16 protein-coding genes and 1 pseudogene are annotated in these 18,199 nt (G+C 69.4%); 5 read left to right on the forward strand and 12 right to left on the reverse strand.

The genetic code is table 11. The features are described from left to right. Positions 1-26: 26 nt before the first annotated feature. Positions 27-767, reverse strand: coding sequence for a hypothetical protein (locus ACWGKJ_RS19005; protein ID WP_453315771.1), 741 nt, complete (start codon positions 765-767; stop codon positions 27-29). Between the two features lie 245 nt (positions 768-1,012). Here ACWGKJ_RS19005 and ACWGKJ_RS19010 point away from each other — a divergent pair, with 245 nt between their 5' ends. Further along, positions 1,013-2,554 (forward strand): sulfatase-like hydrolase/transferase, encoded by a 1,542-nt coding sequence (locus tag ACWGKJ_RS19010; protein WP_385022000.1) that lies wholly within the window; start codon positions 1,013-1,015, stop codon positions 2,552-2,554. A gap of 111 nt (positions 2,555-2,665) precedes the next feature. Here ACWGKJ_RS19010 and ACWGKJ_RS19015 read toward each other — a convergent pair whose 3' ends face one another. After that, positions 2,666-3,109, reverse strand: coding sequence for a DUF6355 family natural product biosynthesis protein (locus ACWGKJ_RS19015; protein WP_385022003.1), 444 nt, complete (start codon positions 3,107-3,109; stop codon positions 2,666-2,668). Positions 3,110-3,326: 217 nt separating this feature from the next. Here ACWGKJ_RS19015 and panD point away from each other — a divergent pair, with 217 nt between their 5' ends. After that, positions 3,327-3,758, forward strand: a complete 432-nt coding sequence (gene panD / locus ACWGKJ_RS19020) for an aspartate 1-decarboxylase (RefSeq protein WP_385022006.1) — start codon at positions 3,327-3,329, stop codon at positions 3,756-3,758. 767 nt (positions 3,759-4,525) lie between these two features. Here the strand turns inward: panD and ACWGKJ_RS19025 are convergent. Then, positions 4,526-4,645 (reverse strand): annotated as a pseudogene (locus ACWGKJ_RS19025) (SAM-dependent methyltransferase); the annotation flags it as partial. A gap of 65 nt (positions 4,646-4,710) precedes the next feature. Next, positions 4,711-5,442 (reverse strand): ArsR/SmtB family transcription factor, encoded by a 732-nt coding sequence (locus tag ACWGKJ_RS19030; protein ID WP_385022009.1) that lies wholly within the window; start codon positions 5,440-5,442, stop codon positions 4,711-4,713. Positions 5,443-5,507: 65 nt separating this feature from the next. Between ACWGKJ_RS19030 and ACWGKJ_RS19035 the strand changes: the two genes are divergently transcribed. Together ACWGKJ_RS19035 and ACWGKJ_RS19040 are read left to right on the forward strand one after the other, a co-directional pair. After that, entirely contained in the window at positions 5,508-5,966 is a 459-nt protein-coding gene (locus ACWGKJ_RS19035; protein WP_385022012.1) for an OsmC family protein, read from the forward strand. After that, complete coding sequence (locus ACWGKJ_RS19040) at positions 5,963-6,367, forward strand: ACT domain-containing protein (protein ID WP_385022015.1); 405 nt, start codon at positions 5,963-5,965, stop codon at positions 6,365-6,367. The genes ACWGKJ_RS19035 and ACWGKJ_RS19040 overlap by 4 nt, the downstream gene beginning before the upstream one ends. Before the next feature lie 95 nt (positions 6,368-6,462). Here the strand turns inward: ACWGKJ_RS19040 and gndA are convergent, their stop codons facing one another. The 5 genes from gndA to ACWGKJ_RS19065 form a co-directional block, all read right to left on the reverse strand. Then, the gene (gene gndA, locus ACWGKJ_RS19045) at positions 6,463-7,902 is read right to left on the reverse strand and encodes an NADP-dependent phosphogluconate dehydrogenase (protein ID WP_385022018.1); all 1,440 of its coding nucleotides are present in this window, start codon (positions 7,900-7,902) and stop codon (positions 6,463-6,465) included. 287 nt (positions 7,903-8,189) lie between these two features. Further along, on the reverse strand, positions 8,190-9,545 hold the full coding sequence (locus ACWGKJ_RS19050) for a GH1 family beta-glucosidase (RefSeq protein ID WP_385022021.1): 1,356 nt from the start codon (positions 9,543-9,545) through the stop codon (positions 8,190-8,192). A 70-nt stretch (positions 9,546-9,615) separates the two neighbouring features. Next, positions 9,616-10,524: a carbohydrate ABC transporter permease gene (locus ACWGKJ_RS19055; protein WP_385022024.1), complete on the reverse strand. Its 909-nt coding sequence runs from the start codon at positions 10,522-10,524 to the stop codon at positions 9,616-9,618. Further along, entirely contained in the window at positions 10,517-11,578 is a 1,062-nt protein-coding gene (locus ACWGKJ_RS19060; RefSeq protein WP_385022027.1) for a carbohydrate ABC transporter permease, read from the reverse strand. Before ACWGKJ_RS19060 ends, ACWGKJ_RS19055 begins: the two co-directional genes overlap by 8 nt. A gap of 13 nt (positions 11,579-11,591) precedes the next feature. Then, positions 11,592-12,917, reverse strand: a complete 1,326-nt coding sequence (locus ACWGKJ_RS19065; RefSeq protein ID WP_385022030.1) for an ABC transporter substrate-binding protein — start codon at positions 12,915-12,917, stop codon at positions 11,592-11,594. Between the two features lie 142 nt (positions 12,918-13,059). On the opposite strand from ACWGKJ_RS19065, the gene ACWGKJ_RS19070 reads away from it, so the two are divergent. Continuing rightward, positions 13,060-14,385 carry an ROK family transcriptional regulator gene (locus tag ACWGKJ_RS19070; protein ID WP_385022033.1) on the forward strand — a complete coding sequence of 442 codons (1,326 nt, stop codon included), beginning with the start codon at positions 13,060-13,062 and terminating at the stop codon, positions 14,383-14,385. 63 nt (positions 14,386-14,448) lie between these two features. Here the strand turns inward: ACWGKJ_RS19070 and ACWGKJ_RS19075 are convergent, their stop codons facing one another. From ACWGKJ_RS19075 to ACWGKJ_RS19085, 3 genes are all read right to left on the reverse strand, one after another. Continuing rightward, positions 14,449-16,041: an eCIS core domain-containing protein gene (locus ACWGKJ_RS19075; RefSeq protein ID WP_385022161.1), complete on the reverse strand. Its 1,593-nt coding sequence runs from the start codon at positions 16,039-16,041 to the stop codon at positions 14,449-14,451. Positions 16,042-16,420: 379 nt separating this feature from the next. Continuing rightward, the gene (locus ACWGKJ_RS19080; protein ID WP_385022036.1) at positions 16,421-16,843 is read right to left on the reverse strand and encodes an ATP-binding protein; all 423 of its coding nucleotides are present in this window, start codon (positions 16,841-16,843) and stop codon (positions 16,421-16,423) included. A gap of 213 nt (positions 16,844-17,056) precedes the next feature. Continuing rightward, entirely contained in the window at positions 17,057-17,884 is an 828-nt protein-coding gene (locus ACWGKJ_RS19085) for an ArsR/SmtB family transcription factor (protein ID WP_385022038.1), read from the reverse strand. Between the last annotated feature and the right edge of the window lie 315 nt (positions 17,885-18,199).

Consider the following 18,199-nt stretch of genomic DNA (forward strand, 5'->3'; position numbering starts at 1 on the left):
ACCCCCGGGGCGGAGGCGGATGTCGACTACGAGTGGGCGCTGATGATGCCGCCGGCGCTCAGCACGATGTAGATGCCGTTGGCGTCGAGGCCGACATCCTGCTGGTTGGTGTTGAGGGTGGCGTCCACTTCGCCGTCGTGGCCGAGGATCTGCGCGCGGTACCGCAGTTCGCCGGTCTTCGTGACCTTGGCCGTCCAGCCGCCCGCGAGCTTGAAGGTGCCAGGACCCTGGTGCCCGCCGCCCATCCAGGAGTGGACCTCGCCGCCGAGGGTGAGCACGACGAACATGTCGTTGGCGTCGAGCCCGGCATCGTGCCCGTCCGTGTCCAGCGTGGCCAGCACCGAACCGCGGCTGACGATCTTGAGCCGGTAGTGCTGGTCGCCCAGCCGGTAGATCTCGCCCTTGCTGCCGTCCGCCAGGGTCTGGGTGCGGGTCGGGGACGCCGCATTGCCCTTGCCGGCCTGCGTGTTGGTGTGGCTCCCGGCGGGCGCCTCGGTCCGCGTCATGGTCCGCGCGTCGGTCCGGGTGTCGCCCGCACCGGCCTTGGAGTCGCCCGCACCGGCCCGGGAGTCACCCGCTCCGGCCTTGGAACCGCTCGACGCACCGCCGTCGCCGGTGGAGTCGGAGGCGGCGACGGAGTCCTTCTTCTCCGGCCCTGCGGCGTCCTTGCCCCCGCTCTGGCAGGCGGTCAGCGAGAAGGCCGCGGCGGCGGCCACGGCCACCAGGCCGGCGGAACGGACGGTACGGCGAGCACGACGAGTGGTCATGATGAAGTCCCCCATGGACTGTCGGGATACGGGTGCCGCCGCCTGCTCCGGCAGGTCGACCGCCCGTATCTGCTGTTGCCTACACACCGTGAGACGGCGCCCCGGCAGGAGTTGTTCGCCAGGTTCTGTCCGCACTTGGTAACAAGGAATCCGGGCACCGACCGGCCGGGCATCCATGGCGGTCACCGGGGCGCAGGCGGGAATGACCACGGGGCCGAGTGCGGCGCCCTAATTATTCTCAAGGGTTGACTGAAAAGTTGACGACCTCGTACGGTGCCGATCGGCGCCGGGTGGGAGCCGCCCCCGTACGCGACCCGCCCACTCTGGAGGCCACCGTGGCAAGCCGTGATCCGCTGCACCCGAACATCCTGCTCGTCCTCAGCGACGACCAGGGCCACTGGGCTCTGGGCAGCGCGGGCAATGACGAGATCATCACCCCCCGCCTCGACGCGCTCGCCGCCGAAGGGACCCGTCTGGAGAACTTCTTCTGCACATCACCGGTCTGCTCTCCCGCGCGGGCCAGCCTGTTCACCGGGCAGATACCGTCCCGCCACGGGGTGCACGACTGGCTCTCCGGCGGTCACACCGGGCAGGACGGCACCGACTTCTTGTCCGGGCAGCGCCTGTTCACCGACGACCTGGCCGCAGCCGGATACAGCCTGGCGCTCTCCGGCAAGTGGCATCTCGGCGCGAACGACCGGCCCCGGACGGGATTCACCCACTGGTACTCCCACGAAAGCGGCGGCAGTCCCTACCACGGTGCGCCCATGTACCGGGACGGCGTACCGGCCCCGGCCGACGGCTACCTCACCGACCTGCTCGCGGACGACGCGTCGGCCCGGGTACGTGCCGAGGCCGGGGGCGACACCCCCTTCTACCTCTCCCTGCACTTCACCGCCCCGCACAAGCCCTGGAAGGGGCAGCACCCGCCGCACATCGAGGATCTGTACAAGGACTGCGCCTTCGACAGCTGCCCACAGGAGCCGCCGCATCCCTGGCAGCCGCTGGTCGACGGGGTGCCCGTCGGAGGCGAACCGGATGTACGGGCGGCGCTCGTCGGCTACTTCGCCTCTGTCACCGCCATGGACGCGGGCATCGGAAGGGTGCTCGACACACTGGCCGAAGAGGGACTGACGGAGAGCACCCTTGTCGTCTTCTCCAGCGACAACGGGTTCAACTGCGGCCACCACGGCATCTGGGGCAAGGGCAACGGAACCTTCCCGCAGAACATGTACGACAGTTCGGTCAAGGTCCCCGCGATCATCTCGCAGCCGGGGCGGATCCCCGCGGGCCAGGTGCGCCAGGAGCTGCTGTCGGCCTACGACTTCGCGGCGACGCTCATGGAGTGCGCGGGCCTGGACCCGGAACCGTACGAACAGGGACCCGGCAACTCCTTCGCGGGACTGCTCATCGGCGACGAAGCGCGGCGGTCCGCCCCGTCCCGGCCCGTGGTGGTCTACGACGAGTACGGGCCGGTCCGTATGATCCGCACCATGGACTGGAAGTACGTCCACCGTTACCCGCACGGCCCGCATGAGCTCTACGACCTGGCCGACGACCCGGGCGAGCGCGTCAACCTCGCCGATGACCCGGTCCACCGCGAACGCATCAGAACTCTGCGGCGGCGGCTGGACGCCTGGTTCCTGGAGCACGGAGAGCCCGAGCGGGACGGGAGCCGCCTGCCGGTGACCGGGGCGGGCCAGTCCGCACCCCTGGACGGCGACCCCACAGGGGCGTTCGACGCTCCGGAGTGGCCGCTGCGGTATCCGCAGAGCGGCCCTTCCTGAGACAGACCGCCTGGGCTGTGGAGGCACCTTGCACCCGGATGTTCTGTCGGTGCAAGGCGCCTTCGCCAGCCGCCAGCCGCCAGCCGCCAGCCGCCAGCCGTCAGTTGACGGTCAGGGCCCAGTGTCTCCCGGGTGTGAACAGAGACCGCCCCGGTAGCCACTGTCGTACCAGGCCCCCGTCGCATTCGAGTCCAGGACCGTCTTCCCCGGCCCCACACAGCGGTGGTAATCACCCGAGATGAACGTGCGTGTGACCTGGATCCAGACGTTCGTCCTGGAGTCACAGTGCTCATAGAACGGATGCTCTGTTCCCGGGTTGTTCCAGCCACAGGCCGTAGGCCGCTGCGGCGCTTGCGCCATGGCATCCGCCGGGGCTGCCGGGGAGAGCGCCAGCGCACCGGCGATCGTCAGCGCGGCGAGACCCAGCCGGCCGGCTTTCCGGAGTCGGGAGAGGGGGAAACGTCCTGACCGCATGGAGGTCCTTTCTTCGGGGACTGACGAGGATCTGACCGGCCCGCACGGGCCGCGGAGCCGACCCTCGCGCTCTTTCGCCATGCTGGTCGTCGGTGCTGGTCGAAGCTATTCCTCCAAAGAGTGAAGGCGGAGTGAGGCAGCACACTCGGCACGCGGCGTACGCCCCGCGCCCTTGATCACATGCCGTGGTGGAAGAACACAGGGAGAGCTGACCGCACACGCGACTGGCTGTAAGATGTGAAAACAGCCCTTGACCTGCAAATACGCAGGCAGGGAGCCTACTTTCAGGAGTGCGCCCATGTTCCGTACGATGTTCAAATCGAAGATCCACCGTGCCACGGTGACCCAGGCCGACCTGCACTATGTCGGGTCGGTCACCATCGACGCCGCACTGATGGAAGCCGCCGACCTGCTGCCGGGCGAGCTCGTGCACATCGTCGACATCGACAACGGGGCCCGCCTGGAGACCTATGTCATCGAGGGCGAGCGCGGCTCTGGCGTCATCGGTATCAACGGCGCCGCGGCCCACCTCGTACACCCCGGCGACCTGGTGATCCTCATCAGTTACGCCCAGATGGACGACGCCGAGGCGCGTACGCTTCGGCCGAGCGTCGTGCATGTCGACGCCGACAACAAGATCGTCGCCCTCGGCGCCGACGCGTCCGCGCCTGTGCCCGGCACCGATCAGGTGCGCCCCCCGCACGCCCGGCCGCTGCTCGCCGGAGCCTGACCGGCCCGTGGCGGAGGTGGTTCTCCGTACCCGCCGTACGAGCACCGCGGCGCCGCGCTCCCGGTCCGCCGCAGCGTCCACTTCCGGGCCCGCCTCCGGCCGCGGGCGGTGGCCCGTCCGGTTCGACCCGGCGCGCGTGGGCAGGCGGAGCGGGAGACATTGGTCAGGACATACAGCCGTACTGTGGGAGGTCCACCGTGACGCATCCTTATCCCGGCCCTATGCCGCCCAACCCGGGTGGTCCGGATCCTGTGCCGCCGACGCCGACCCCGCCGCCGGGCCCCGGTCCGGCACCGGTGCCGCCGCCGCTGCCCGATCCGCTGCCCGACCCCGTACCGCAGCCGCCGGGCCCCGAGCCGACACCGACACCAGGACCGGGACCCGGCCCTGACCCCACGCCTGAGCCGGAGCCGCAGCCCGGTCCGGTCTCACGTCGCTGACGGTGGGTGGGCGCCGCGGTCGGCCGCTCGGACCGCAGCGTCCGGCTTGAGAACACGAGCGCAGCCGACAGGCCCGGCAACCGGACGCCCTGGCGTGCGGCGGGGCCGGCCACCGCACGCCAGTCGTCCTGCACCGCCGCCGGGAACGCCGTTCTCCAGGAGTGCGCAGGGTCCGGAGCGTTCTCGGGGCGGGCGGTCGGTGCGGCGAGGGGGTCAGACGGTGGCCAGCAGCAGGTCCTCTCCGCTCGACGGGCGGAGACCGTCCGTACGGTCGGCGAAGTAGCGCTCGGCGAGCAAGGCTCCCGATACATGCCGCGCGTCTTCGAAGATGAAACGGGCGCGGGCAACGATGGCCGCCCGGAACCCGCTGGTGGCCTGCACGTCCATGTCCGGCCGGCTGCGCCAGTCGTCGCCGGGGGCTGCCAGCCGCAGGCCGATCTCGTCCTCGCTCCCGTACTCGGCTCTTGCCGATTACGAGAGGGCACCGGCGCGGCTCAGTGCACCGGCGTGGCTCAGCGGCCCGGCTGAGTGAGACCGGCCGGCGGGGGGCGCTCGCCGGCCAGGTCGATTCCCCAACTGCCGAGCAGGAGGGCGCGGCCGTCGTCCGTCAGGTTCAGGCCCCTGCGGTCACCGGGGCGCCGCACCACCCACCCGGCGTCGAGAAACCGCCTGCCGACGGCGGCGCCCAGGGCTCCGGCGAGATGAACGCGCCGTTCCGTCCAGTCCAGGCAGGTGCGGGTGGTGGCCCGGCGCGACCCGACGGCCTCATCGACGTCCACGCCGATCCGGCACAGGCCGTCCACCCCGGCGGGGGTGAGGGCGAGAGTGTCGCGGTCGGCCAGCCAGCCCAGCCCGCTCCAGGCGTCCGCCAGCGCGATGCCGAGCCGCCCGGCGAGGTGGTCGTAGCAGAAACGGGCCGTGGCGAGGTTCTTCATCTGGCGGCTTCGCCGATACCCCGTGACGGGTTCCGAGGCGGTGAGGACACCGAGCGCCTCCAGGGCGGACGCGACATCGGGGCCGGTGAGCGAGTAGTACCGGCACCGTCCGCGAGCCCGGCAGGTCACGAGACCGGCGTCGACGAGCACCGCCAGATGCTCCGAAGCCGTCGACGCGCTCACGCCGGCCTCCCGGGCGAGTTCCCCGGCCGGCCGTGTGGTGCCGTCCATGAGCAGGTTCAGGAACACCGAACGTGCCGGTGCGGCAAGCGCCCTGCCCATGCTGGTGAAGTCCCGCTCCCTGCTCATGGGGACGACTCTACGACCGTGACGTTTCGGCCGGTCCCGAAACGTCGCGCACCTACGGTTCGGTCATGGACACGCACACCTACCGCACCCAACTGCACTGGGACGGCTCCACCGCCGCCGGCATCCGCGCCTACACGCGCGACCACACCGCTTCGGCCGCGCCCGCGACGGCCCGGGTCGACCTGAGCGCGGATCCCGCGTTCCGCGGCGACGCCGGCCGGCTCAACCCCGAACAGCTGGTCGTCATGGCTGCCTCCTCCTGCCAGATGCTGTCCTTCCTCGGCGCGGCGGCCCGCGCCGGAGTGGATGTGCTCGCCTACGACGACGAGGCGACCAGCCATCTCGACGTCACCACCGGACCGGCCCGTCTGGCCGCGATCCAGCTGCACGCGACCGTGCGCACCGCGCCCGGCACCGATGAGGCCACCGTCCACCGGCTCGCCGACCAGGCCCACCGGGACTGCTACATCGCCAACAGCCTCGCCGTACCCGTCAGGGTCTCCACCCGTGTGGTGACGTCATGAACCGCCGTATGCAGGACCTGGAGGTCCACCTGCCCGACCGGCCCGGCGCCCTGGCCGCCCTGGGCCGGGCCCTCGGCGAACGCGGGGTGAGTCTGGAAGGGGGCGGTGTGACCACGTACGACGGGCAGGGTGTCGCGCACTACCTCGTCGACGACGGTCCCGCCGCCCTGGCCGCCGTCGAGGCCGCCGGATTCGGTCCGGGCGTCGTCCGCGACGTCCTGATGACCCGGCTCGACCAGGAGAGGCCGGGACAACTCGGCGCACTGGCCCGAGTGCTCGGCGACGCCGGGGTCAACGTCCTGACCCAGTACAGCGACCACGGCGGCAACCTGGTCCTGCTCGTGGCGGACGAGCAGGCCGCCGCCTGTCAGGACGCCATCAGCCGGTGGCGGCACGGTTGATCCGACCGGCCGGTCCGCCGACGCGGCGGTACGTGCCCACCCCGTGGACGGGTGCTCTCCATCAGCCCGGCGGCGGATCGGCGGTGGATCGGGCTTCAGCTCTCGACTTCGGTCCTGTCCCCGCCCCAGAGCGTGTGGAACGTGCCCTCGCGGTCGGTGCGGTGGTAGGTGTGGGCCCCGAAGTAGTCGCGCTGGCCCTGGGTGAGGGCCGCGGGGAGGCGTTCGGCGCGCAGCGAGTCGTAGTAGGCGAGGGCAGCGGAGAAGCCGGGGGTGGGCACGCCCTGGGTGACGGCGGTCGAGGTGACGGCACGCCAGTCGTCCTGCGCGGCGGCGATCTCGTCGGCGAAGCCCTTGTCCGCGAGAAGGCTCGGCAGCTGTGGCTGTGCTTCGTAGGCGCCGGTGATCCGGTCGAGGAAAGCGGCCCGGATGATGCAGCCGCCGCGCCAGATCGCGGCGATCCGGCCGAGGTCGATGCTCCAGTCGTACTGCTCGCTGCCCGCGGCGAGTTCGTGGAAACCCTGGGTGTAGGAGACGATCTTCGAGGCGTACAGGGCCTGTTCGACCTTGTCGGCGAAGGCCGCGGCCTCGTCATCGGCCAGCGGCCCGGCGGTGGGCCCCGCGAGGTGCCGGGATGCTTCGCGCAGGTCGGCATGGCCGGACACGGAGCGGGCGAAGACCGCCTCGGCGATACCGGAGACGGGCACGCCGAGGTCGAGAGCGGTCTGGACGGTCCAGCGGCCGGTGCCCTTCTGCTCCGCCTGGTCCAGCACGACGTCCACGAAGGGTTTGCCGGTCGCCGCGTCGACGTGCGAGAGCACCTCCGCGGTGATCTCGATGAGGTAGGAGTCGAGCCGCCCGGTGTTCCAGGCGCGGAAGACGTCCGCGATCCGCGCGGGGGAGTAGCCGGCCACGTCCCGCAGCAGCTGGTAGGCCTCGCCGATGAGCTGCATGTCGGCGTACTCGATGCCGTTGTGGACCATCTTCACGAAATGCCCGGCGCCGTCCGGACCGATATGCGTCACGCACGGTGATCCGTCCTTGGCCTTCGCGGAGATCTTCTCCAGCATCGGCCCGAGCGACTCGTACGACTCGGCGGAACCGCCCGGCATGATGCTCGGCCCGTGCAGGGCGCCCTCCTCACCGCCCGAGATCCCGGTGCCGACGAAGTGGATGCCCCGCTCGCGCAGTTCCCGCTCGCGGCGCCTGGTGTCCTCGAAGTGCGCGTTGCCGCCGTCGATGATGACGTCGCCCTCCTCCAGGAGCGGCGCGAACTCCTGGATCACGGCGTCGGTGGGGTCACCGGCCTTCACCATGACCACCAGCCTGCGGGGGCGCTCCAGGGCAGCGACGAACTCCTCGGGGCTCTCCGCGGGCACGAAGATGCCCTCTTCGCCGAACTCCTCCACCAGCTCGTGCGTCCTGGCCGCTGTGCGGTTGTGCAGCGCGACGGTGTATCCGTTGCGTGCGAAGTTACGGGCGAGATTGCGGCCCATCACCGCCAGTCCCGTGACGCCGATCTGGGCTGTTCCACTCATGGGTCGCTCCTCGGACTCGCTGGGGGTGCCGATTGCTGGGGGTGCCACGCCTGCGTATCGCGCGTGTCGCGCCTACCCGGACCGTACGTCCGGCGCCGCTGTCCTGCCGGGATCTGTGGGCCGGGCGGCCTACAGGGCACCATGACCGTTCCGGGGTACGGGTGCCCGACTCCGCCGGTCGTATCCCCGTTCGGCCCAGCCGGTGGGAGCGGGTAGGCCCCCAGGGGCCCCGGTGGTCCCGGAGCCCCTGGGGGCGTGGCACATTCAGCGGTGCGCCGGCCGTGCGGTTACGCGGCCCTGCGCCCCCGGCCGCGGGCGGAGCGGACGATGTCCGCGTACCGGTGACCGCTGCTCTTGACGGTGCGCCGCTGCGTCGCGTAGTCGACGTGGACCAGGCCGAAGCGCTTGTCGTACCCGTACGCCCACTCGAAGTTGTCCAGCAGCGACCAGGCGAAGTACCCCGCGAGCGGGACACCCTTGCGGGCGGCGCGGGCGCAGGCTGCCAGGTGCTCGTCGAGGTACTGGACGCGCTCCGGGTCGTCGACCGAGCCGTCCGCGCGGACCACGTCCGGGTAGGCGGAGCCGTTCTCGGTGACGTAGATCTTCCGCGCGCCGTACTCGTCGGCCAGCCGCAGCAGGATGTTCTCCAGTCCGTCCGCGTTGACCTCCCAGTCCATCGCCGTGTGGCGGGCGCCCGGCAGATAGACCTGTCTGGCGTGCGGCAGCGGACCCGTCGGGTCGTCCGTGACGACGTTGCGGAAGTAGTAGTTCACGCCCAGCCAGTCGAGCGGGGCGGCGATTGTGTCGAGGTCACCGGCCCGGACGGGGAGGTCGACACCGTACAGATCGACCATGTCCTGCGGATAGCCGCGGCCGTGGATCGGGTCCAGCCACCAGCGGTTGGTGTGGCCGTCGGCGCGGACGGCCGCCGCCCGGTCCTCCTCGCGCTCGGTGGCCGCCTCGCAGGGGCTGAGGTTGTTGACGATGCCGACACGGGCACCCGGGACGGCCGCCCGGATCGCCTGGGTGGCAAGACCGTGGCCCAGATGGAGGTGGTACGAGGTGCGGACGGCTGCGGTGATGTCCGTGAGGCCGGGCGCCATCCGGCCCTCCAGATGGCCGATCCACGACGAGCAGAGCGGCTCGTTCAGCGTCGTCCAGTCCTTCACCCGGTCACCCAGCCGCCGGGCCACCACACCCGCGTACTCCGCGAAGTGCTCGGCCGTCTCCCGGGCGGGCCAGCCGCCGCGGTCCTGGAGGGTCTGCGGCAGATCCCAGTGGTAGAGGGTCGGGAAGGGGGTGATCCCGGCTTCGAGCAGGCCGTCGACGAGCCGGTCGTAGAAGGCGAGGCCCTTCTCGTTGATCGGTCCGTCACCGCCCGGCACCACGCGCGGCCAGGCGACGGAGAACCGGTACGCGTCCACGCCGAGCTGCTTCATCAGCCCGATATCCTCGCGCCAGCGGTGGTAGTGGTCGCAGGCCGTGTCGCCGTGGTCAGCGTTGTCGATCTTCCCGGGAAGGTGCGAGAACGTGTCCCAGATGGAGGGCGAACGGCCGTCCTCGGCGACCGCTCCCTCGATCTGGTACGCGGCCGTGGCCACGCCCCAGGTGAAGTCCGGGGGAAGGGAGTTGTACTCGTTCACGGGCTGCCTTTCTGCTGCGCGGTGCCGCGCGGTGAGAGGTGAGGAGGGGCGAGTAAGGAGGAGTGCGGGGTCACTTCACCGCGCCGGCGGTGAGACCCGCGACGAGGTAGCGCTGGAGGAGCAGGAACCCGGCGACGACCGGCACGCTGACGACGAGCGAGGCGGCCATGATCTGGTTCCAGTACACGTCGTTCAGCGTCGAGTAGCCCTGGAGCCCCACGGCGAGCGTCCGCGTCGTGTCATTGGTCATGACCGATGCGAAGAGCACCTCGCCCCACGCGGTCATGAACGCGTACATGGTGACGGCGACGATGCCGGGGACGGCCGCGGGGACGACGATCCTGAAGAGCGCCCCGAACGGCCCGCAGCCGTCCACCATCGCCGCCTCGTCCAGGTCCTTCGGAATCGAGTCGAAGTACCCGATGAGCATCCAGATCGAGAACGGCAGCGAGAAGGTCAGATAGGTGAGGATCAGACCGCCGCGGGAGCCATAGAGGTTGACGCCGGTCGAGTTCCCGATGTTCACGAAGATCAGGAACAGCGGGAGCAGGAACAGGATGCCGGGGAACATCTGCGTGGAGAGCACCGTGACGGTGAAGACCCGCTTGCCGCGGAAGCGGTAGCGGCTCACGGCGTACGCGGCGAAGACCGCGACCACCACCGAGCAGACACTCGCCGTACCCGCCACGATCAGTGAGTTCATGAAGTACCGGGCGAGCGGGATGGTGCTCCAGATGTCGATGTACGGGCGGACGGTGAACCCGCTGGGAATCCAGGAGAACCGGCCCGACACATCGCCCAGCGGCTTGAGCGAGCTGCTGACCATGACGTACACGGGCACCAGCGTGAAGAGCGACACCAGGGTGAGCACCACGCGCCGGGTCCAGAGGAAGGACCGCGGCGGCGCGGTGGGGGAGCGGTGGGCGGTCGTCGGGCGCGGGGGAGCGGTGGCGCGCGGCGCGGTGCTGGTACTAGACATCGGTGCTCTTCCTCCCGCGCGACGTGAAGATCAGGTACACGGCCGTCACCAGCAGCAGGAAGAGCAGGAGCAGCACGGACATGGCCGAGCCGCTGCCGAAGTTCCAGGTGTCGAACGACGACTGGTAGATGTGGATGGAGACCAGGTCGGCGGCTTCCGGTGCGGACTTGCCGAACAGGACGTACGGAGTGTTGAAGTCGTTGAAGGTCCACAGGAAGAGCACCAGGACCAGGACCTGGTTGACCGAACGCAGCGACGGCAGGGTGATCCTGCGGATCTGCTGCCAGATCCCGGCACCGTCGATCGATGCCGCCTCGTACAGCTCGCGCGGGACGTTCTGGAGCGCCGCCATCACCATCAGGAAGGCGAACGGCCAGGACTTCCAGATGGCGACGATGACCAGCGCGTAGAAGCTGTTGTCGCCGATCAGCCAGAACGACGGCTTGTCGGTGAGGCCCAGCTGGTCGTGGAGTACGTGGTTCACCAGGCCGTTGTCCCGCTGGAACATGAACGCCCAGGTGATGATCGCGGCGTAGGCGGGCAGGGCGTACGGGATGAGGAAGACCGTGCGCAGCAGTCCGCGTCCGCGGAAGTCCTCCTGGAGCAGGATCGCCACCCCCGTACCGATCAGCCAGGAGAGGCCGACGGCCAGCACGGTGAACGCGCAGGTGACGGTGAAGGAGTGGAGGAGGGCCTTGCCGATCGGGGCGTCGAAGTCGACGGCGACGCTGTAGTTGTGCAGGCCCGTCCAGGGTGCCTGGCCCCAGTTGCGGATGAAGAACTGGGTGAGGCCGCGGAAGCTCATCACGATACCGATGGCCATCGGCACGATATGGATGAGCAGTTCGAGCACGAGCGCGGGAAGCAGCAGCAGATAGGGCAGGCCGCCGCGGCGGATCCGGTCGGGGACGCGCGGCAGACGGGACCGCGCGCCCCCGGACTTCAGTACGTCACCGCCGGCCGCCGGAGGCACCTGGGATGCGGTCTCCAGCAGGACGGGCGAGGCAGCGCCTCTCGTGACGGAGCGGCGGTCGGACGCCGGATGGGAGGTCATCGGATTCAGTGCCTCACTGGGTCATCTGCTGCTGCGCCTTGGTGAGCTTGTCCTTGACCGAGGCCGTGGTGATGGCCTTTCCGGCGGCGGCGTCGGCCCACAGCTCCTTGATGGCGGTCCCGACGGTCGTCTCGAACTGCGACTCCGACGCCACCTGCGGCAGCGGCGCCGCGCTCTTGGTCAGCGTGTCCTTGAGGACCTTCACACCGGGCACGTTGAAGGCCGGGTCCGACTGGGCGGCCGTGACGGGCGGCACCGCGCCGTAGGCCTTGTTGAGGATCTTCTGCTCGTCGTCGCTGGTCATGAACTTCACGAACTTCAGCGCGCCCTTGGTGTTCTTCGTGTTCTTGAAGACGGCCATGTTGATGCCCGCGACCATGGAGTTGACGTTCTTGCCCTGACCGGGGGTGCCGGACTCGACCGGCGCGGGCGCGGCCCCCCAGTCCTGCGGCTTCATCCCCTGGGAGGCGAAGGTGGTCGCGGCGGCCTGCCAGAGCACCATGGCGGTCTTGCCCTTGGAGAAGTCGCTGAGCGACTGGTTCTGGGCGTACTCCGCGTTGCCCGGCGCGATGATCTTGTCCTTGCCCATGAGGTCGACGTACTGCTTCACGGCTGCCACGGCGCTGGGAGAGGTGAAGGTCGGCTTGCCGGACGCGTCGAAGAAGTCGGCCCCGTGCTGCTTGGCGAGTACGAACGCCTGGTGGATGTTCTCGGAGAGGTTGCCGCCCTCGGCGCCGAGGCCCCACTTGCCGCTGGTGCCGTTCTTGGAGATCTTCCGGCCGTCCGCGACCAGCTCGTCCCAGGTGGCCGGGGGCTTGGTGATGCCCGCGTCGGCGAACATCTTCTTGTTGTAGTAGAGCGCGTACGAGAGGGAGTACAGCGGAACGGCCGCCGGGTCCTTGTCCGGTGCGCCGGCCGACCCGACCGCCGCATCGACGAACCGGTCGCGGCCGCCGATCGCGTCGAAGTTGGCCTTGTTCCAGGGCAGCAGAGCGCCGCTGGCCTGCAGCGAGGATGACCAGGTGTTGCCGATGTTGAGCACATCGGGGCCCTGGCCCGAGGTCGTCGCCGCGAGGATCCGCTTGAGCAGGTCGGCCCAGGGCACGACCTCCAGCTTGACCTTGATCCCGGTCTGCTTCTCGAACTTCTTCAGCTCGGGCGTGAGGATCTTCTGGTCGGCGGGGATGTTCGGCGCCTGGTTGGACGCCCAGTAGGTGAGCGTCTTGGGCGACGCGTTGCTGCCTCCGCCACTGGAATCACTGCCTCCACCGCACGCCGTGGCTCCGGCGAGCGTGGAGATGGTGACGGCGACTGCTGCTGCGGCTCTGATACTGCGCATGTCCGTTGGCCCCTTCCCGGGGAGGGCTGCGTTCAGGATTCGAACGGCCTTCACGACTTAATTCAGAGCGTGAGTTAAGTAGTGAGAGAAGGTCGCGTCAAGAGCTTTCACAGGGGTATGTTGCCTACCGGGAAGGAGCCACATGGCTGAACAGGGCAGAAGAACAGTGCGTGACCTGCGGCGCGGCAACCGCGCCCAGGTATTGCAACGGTTGTATTTCGACGGGCCGCTCAGCCGCCAGGAGCTCGCCGCCGCGACCGGTCTGAGCTCGGGTTCGATCAGCAATGTGGTCGCCGAACTGGCCGCGGACGGACTGCTTGAGGAGGCCGGCGTGGTCGACTCGGAGGGCGGCCGGCCGCGCACGCTGCTGCGCGTCGCCCCCGCGAGCGGCCATCTGATCGGGATCGATGTGGGGGAGACCCGCGTCCGGGTCGAACTCTTCGACCTCTCACTCGGTGAACTGGCCCGCTCCGAACGCCCGTTGGCGCATCACGGCTATGACGTCGGCCGGATCGTCGGCCACATCAGGGAGGCCGTCGCCGATGTGCTGCGGGACGCCGACGTGTCCGCGAACCGGCTCGTCGGTGTCGGGGTCGGTGTGCCGGGGATCATCGACCGGGACGGGCCCGACGGGGTCGTCGTCCACGGCCAGACCGTCGGCTGGGACGCCGTCCCGCTGGAGGCCATGCTCCGCGAATCGGCCGAACTCCCTTCCTGGGTACCGTTCTTCATCGACAACGGGGCCAAGACGCTGGGCCAGGCCGAGATGTGGTTCGGCGGCGGACGCGGCACCAGCGACGCCGTCGTGGTGCTGTTCGGCTCCGGGGTCAGCGCGTGCATCGTGGTCGACGGCGAGCTCTACGGCGGCGCGGAGACCAGGGCCGTCGAGTGGGGCCACACCACCGTGCGGGTGGGCGGACGGCGCTGCCGCTGCGGTTCGCCCGGCTGTCTGGAGGCGTACGTGGGGGCCGAGGCGATCCGCGAGCGGTGGCTGGAGTCGGGCGGCTCCCCGGCAGCGGCGGCCGACGAGGAGACGGCCCTGGCCACCCTGCTGGCCGACGCGCTGCCCGCATCAGGGGGGCTGGCGGGCGACACCGCCGCCGCCGGACTGCTGGACGAGACCGCCGAGTATCTGGGGGCCGGCATCGCCGATCTGATCAACCTCTTCCGCCCCGAACGGATCCTGGTGGGCGGCTGGGCCGGCCTGTTGCTCGGCCCCGCGCTGCTGCCCGCCGTGCGGCGGTACGCCAAGGAGTACGCGATGCACCACCCGGCCGAGCGCGTCACCATCGGCCTGGGCACGCTGGGCCCCGACGCGGTGACGCTGGGAGCGGCCACCCTGCCGCTCGCCGACTTCTTCGCCCGCGGCGGCAGACACCGCAGACACGACGCGCCGGACCCGGACGCCGACCCCGTCAATCTGCTGCGGCAGGGGGACTGGCGGCCGGTCGTGGTGGAACGGCGCTGAGGACTGTCCTTCCCGGCGCCGTCAGCACGTTCTTCGCGCCCGATGAGCGACGATGCCCCCGGCTCACGACTTCGTCTTCGTGAGTTCGCCGTTATTGAGTTCGTAGACGGTCTTCCTGTGGCCCCGCATGCTCTCTTCCAGGACGACACGGTCGACGTAGGGCCGCTTCATCGTGGTCTTGTCCATGTCCTTCGTCAGCACCTCCTTAATGTAATTCTCGATCTTCCTCGGGTCGCTCACGTCGTCGGTCACCTGCATGGCGATGGTCCCCGTGTGCCGGGCTCCGCCGCCCTGTCCCGAGCGCAGAGTGAGTTCACGGTCGGTCATGGCGTTCCCCTTCCCGCTGGCGTTCTTGCCTTCGAGCTGGCTCGCGGCCGCCAAGAGGTTGTGGCGGAAGTTCCGCTCGACCGTCAGCTTCGCCTGGACGAACTCACCGGTGAACACGTCGGGTTGCTGCTCCGCCGCGCCTGGATCCGCGTCCTTGGGGGCAGGCCGCCAGACCACCCAGTCGGCGCCCGTCTTGCCCGAACGCTTCTCCGACACGAAGGAGGCGATGAAGTCGCCACGCTCCGTCGAGCCCAGGGACAGGCCGAGATGATGGTTGATGTCGTCCCGGGAGCACGCACCGAACTGGACCACGCATGTGGGGTCCGCCTCCAGTTGCTCCAGCCCCGCCTCCAGCTCGTACAGCCAGCCGGTGCCCGGCCTTGCCTTGTTCGCGAGCTGCCGCATCTCCTCCTGCGGGAAGGCCCGGTTGCCCATCTGCTTCAGCTTGGCGAGTGTCGTCTCCGCATCCGGATCTCGGGACTGACCGTCGGCCTCGGACTCCTCCTGGCCGGGACCGGAAGGGGCCTTCCCCGCCTTCCCGTGCAGGCCCTTCACGAGCTCGGCGAGTGTGTCCTTGGTCGGAGCCTGATGGACCTCCTCGTCATCGATGAGCTGATTCAGGGTCCGGAACAGCTCCTTCTGCTTCTCCTTCTTCTTGGCGTCGTCGTGGGCTCCGATCCCCCATTTTTCCTTCCACTTCTTGGCGCTGAACGTGAAGAAGGACGGTGTGTGGGCATTCCAAGGCGCAAGAGCGTCGACCGTGTTCTCCTTGCCGTCGATACGGCCCAGCCTGGTGTCGATGGCCCGCTGAAGTGGCTCCGTACCGGCACCGGTGGCGGTCGTGGGGGCGGTGGCCTCGCCGGGCGGAGCCGTCGCCCGGTCGGGAGCAGGTCCGGCCAGCACCCGGGCGGCGTTGGCCTCGGCCTCACGCTCGAAGCGGTCGGAGGGGTCGCTGACGGCGAGCCCGTCGCCCTGGTCCGTGCCGGCCACCGGTCCTTTCCGCTGCTGGATCACATGTGTCAGCTCATGGGCCAGGGTGTGCCGGTCCTCGCCCCCCTCGCCCATGACGACATGGTTGCCGGAGGTGTAGGCGTGGGCGCCCACCTCGCTCGCGGAGGCCTTGGCCGCGGCGTCGGTATGCAGGCGTACACCGGAGAAGTCCGCGCCCAGACGCGACTCCATGTCGCTGCGGATCGTGTCGTCCAGCGGATGGCCGGGCGAGCGCAGCACCTCGTGGACAGCGGAGCGCTGCACTGCGGGTTGTGCGTCCGGCTGGTGGCCGCAACCGGCGGAGTGTTCGTGCCGCTCCTCGGCGGCCCGGCGGAGCATCTGCACGACGGCGGCGTTGCCGGCCGTGGTCTGAAGGTTCAGCAGCCCGCTCTGCCGTACCGCCCGCGATGGTGAAGCCGCCGGAGTCCGTCGGGCGGGGGTTCCTGCGTCCCGATTCGTCTCGTGATCGCGCAAGGGAGCCTCGCCTCTGGTTCGGTACGCTGATTTGTCCTGTCTACACAGTCAGAGCGCATCAGCACCAGAGACAACCGGGCAGCGCCGACCGGTCGAACGGGCAGAAACGAGCGAGAGGGCCGGACTGCCGGACAGCGCCGGGGTGTTCGCTGCGCCGGTCGCGGCATCCGTCAGCCCCGGCCTGCGCGTTCCCCGGCCGGTCCCGGCAGGAGTAACAAGTCGGTGTCGTCAGATAGCCGGCTTCTCAGGCGGCGTTGGGTGGGGCGGGGGGTTGAAAGCACGCGGTGACGTCCTTGCCGCGGGTGCAGCGGTGGGTTTGCCAGTCGTCGGCGAGAGCGTCGACGAGCAGCAGTCCGCGCCCCCCGGGACTGTCGGAGGCGGGCTGACGTGGTGCGGGCAGGTCCGCTGACGTGTCGTGGACGGTCACGTGGAGACACTGCTCGTCCCACAGGAGGATCAGCTGTGCGTCACTGCGGGCGTGGACGTGAGCGTTGGTGATCAGTTCGGAGACGGTCAGCACAACGGAGTCCACGACGTGTTGTGCCTGGTGGCACCATTCGAGAGAGTCCAGGTGCCCTCGCGTCCAGTCCCGGGCTTCGGCCACGCCGCAGTTCATGGGAAGAGACCGCGCCCAGCCCACCGCTCTCAGCGAACTCTGCTCCGTCACCGTGACTCCTTCGGGCGTTCTGGGACCGCTCAGCAGCGTCCTGGGACGTAACGGATACCCTCCGGATTCCGGATGACGCCCGCGACCCGTGGCAACCGGCATCCTTGTCGGGACGGCAGTGCCGCGGGATCCCGACGGGGAACCGCAAGGTCTCCGAAGGCCCGCGTTCGTTCCTCGCCGCCGGCACGGAGACTTTCCGCTTCCGAGGCCGCGTTACCCGTGCTTCGCCATCCGGGCGGCACGCGCGTCAGTGTGGAACTCCCACGGAGGGGTGGGCAGCGCCTCACCGGTTTCAAGCAGCGTCTTGAGATTCGCGAGCACTGTCGGCCAGCCCTGTCCGATGGCTTCCCGGTCGGCGAGCGAACGGAACTTGGATTGGGTGAGGGTGAGCTTCACGATGTCGCGGTACGGCTCGATCTCAAATGTCACAAGGCTCTGTTCGGAGGCTGGATCAAGGGCCCGGCTCGGTTCGCCGAAGCCGAAGGAGAGCCGATGTGGAGGATCAACCTCCACAACCGTTCCAGCAGCATCGGAAATACCTGATCCATCGACCCGGACATGGTCGACCCGGCTGCCGACCCTCCAGTCCGAGACCTGGGCATGCCCCCAGAACTTCGCGGTGATGTCCGGGTCGGTCAGGGCGTTCCACACCTGCTCAGCCGTGGCTTTGATGTAGGTCGTGTAGACGTAGTCAGGAACTGGGCCTGTCTGGGACGACTCGGTCATGGCGTCCTCCTCCGCGCGGTTCTTGACCCCCGCGAGCACCGCAAGCTGCGGCTCCTCGAACTTCCAGATCCATCGGGTCTGGATCTGGTGGATCAGTACTGGGTTCAGATAGTGCAGTTTGCGTCGGCCATCCCGCACCGAGGTGACGAGATTCGCGGCCTCCAGGAGCTCAAGGTGCTGGCTGACCGACTGGCGGCGCATGTCGAGCCCTTCGCAGAGCTCCCCGAGCGTCAGCCCGGTCCGCTCGTGAAGCATGTCCAGCAAACGCCGTCGACCAGGATCTGCCAGGGCCTTGAACACCTTATCCGCATCCACGCGATCATTATGCAGGTAGTCACCTGCCTAATGCAAACGGCTCAGATCCAGCGACCCGCGGGAAGATTCACGAGTCGACGGCGTCAACAACCTGTGGCCCGGCAATGGCTGGGACGCTCGCGCGTCGTGGCTCTCGCGAGTGGCGAGGACGTGACCCATGTGGGTCCGGGCTCACTGCCTGAGCCCGCCTGTCGGGTACGGGAGCGCGAGAGTGGGGCCGGTCGGCTCGTAGCCGACGGTGACAGGGGCCGTGGGTGTCACCGTGCGGATGGGTAAGCCGTCGCGCCGGAAGGAACGCGGAGTCCTCCACGGTGC

It is taken from the genome of Streptomyces sp. NPDC054757, from assembly GCF_053612185.1.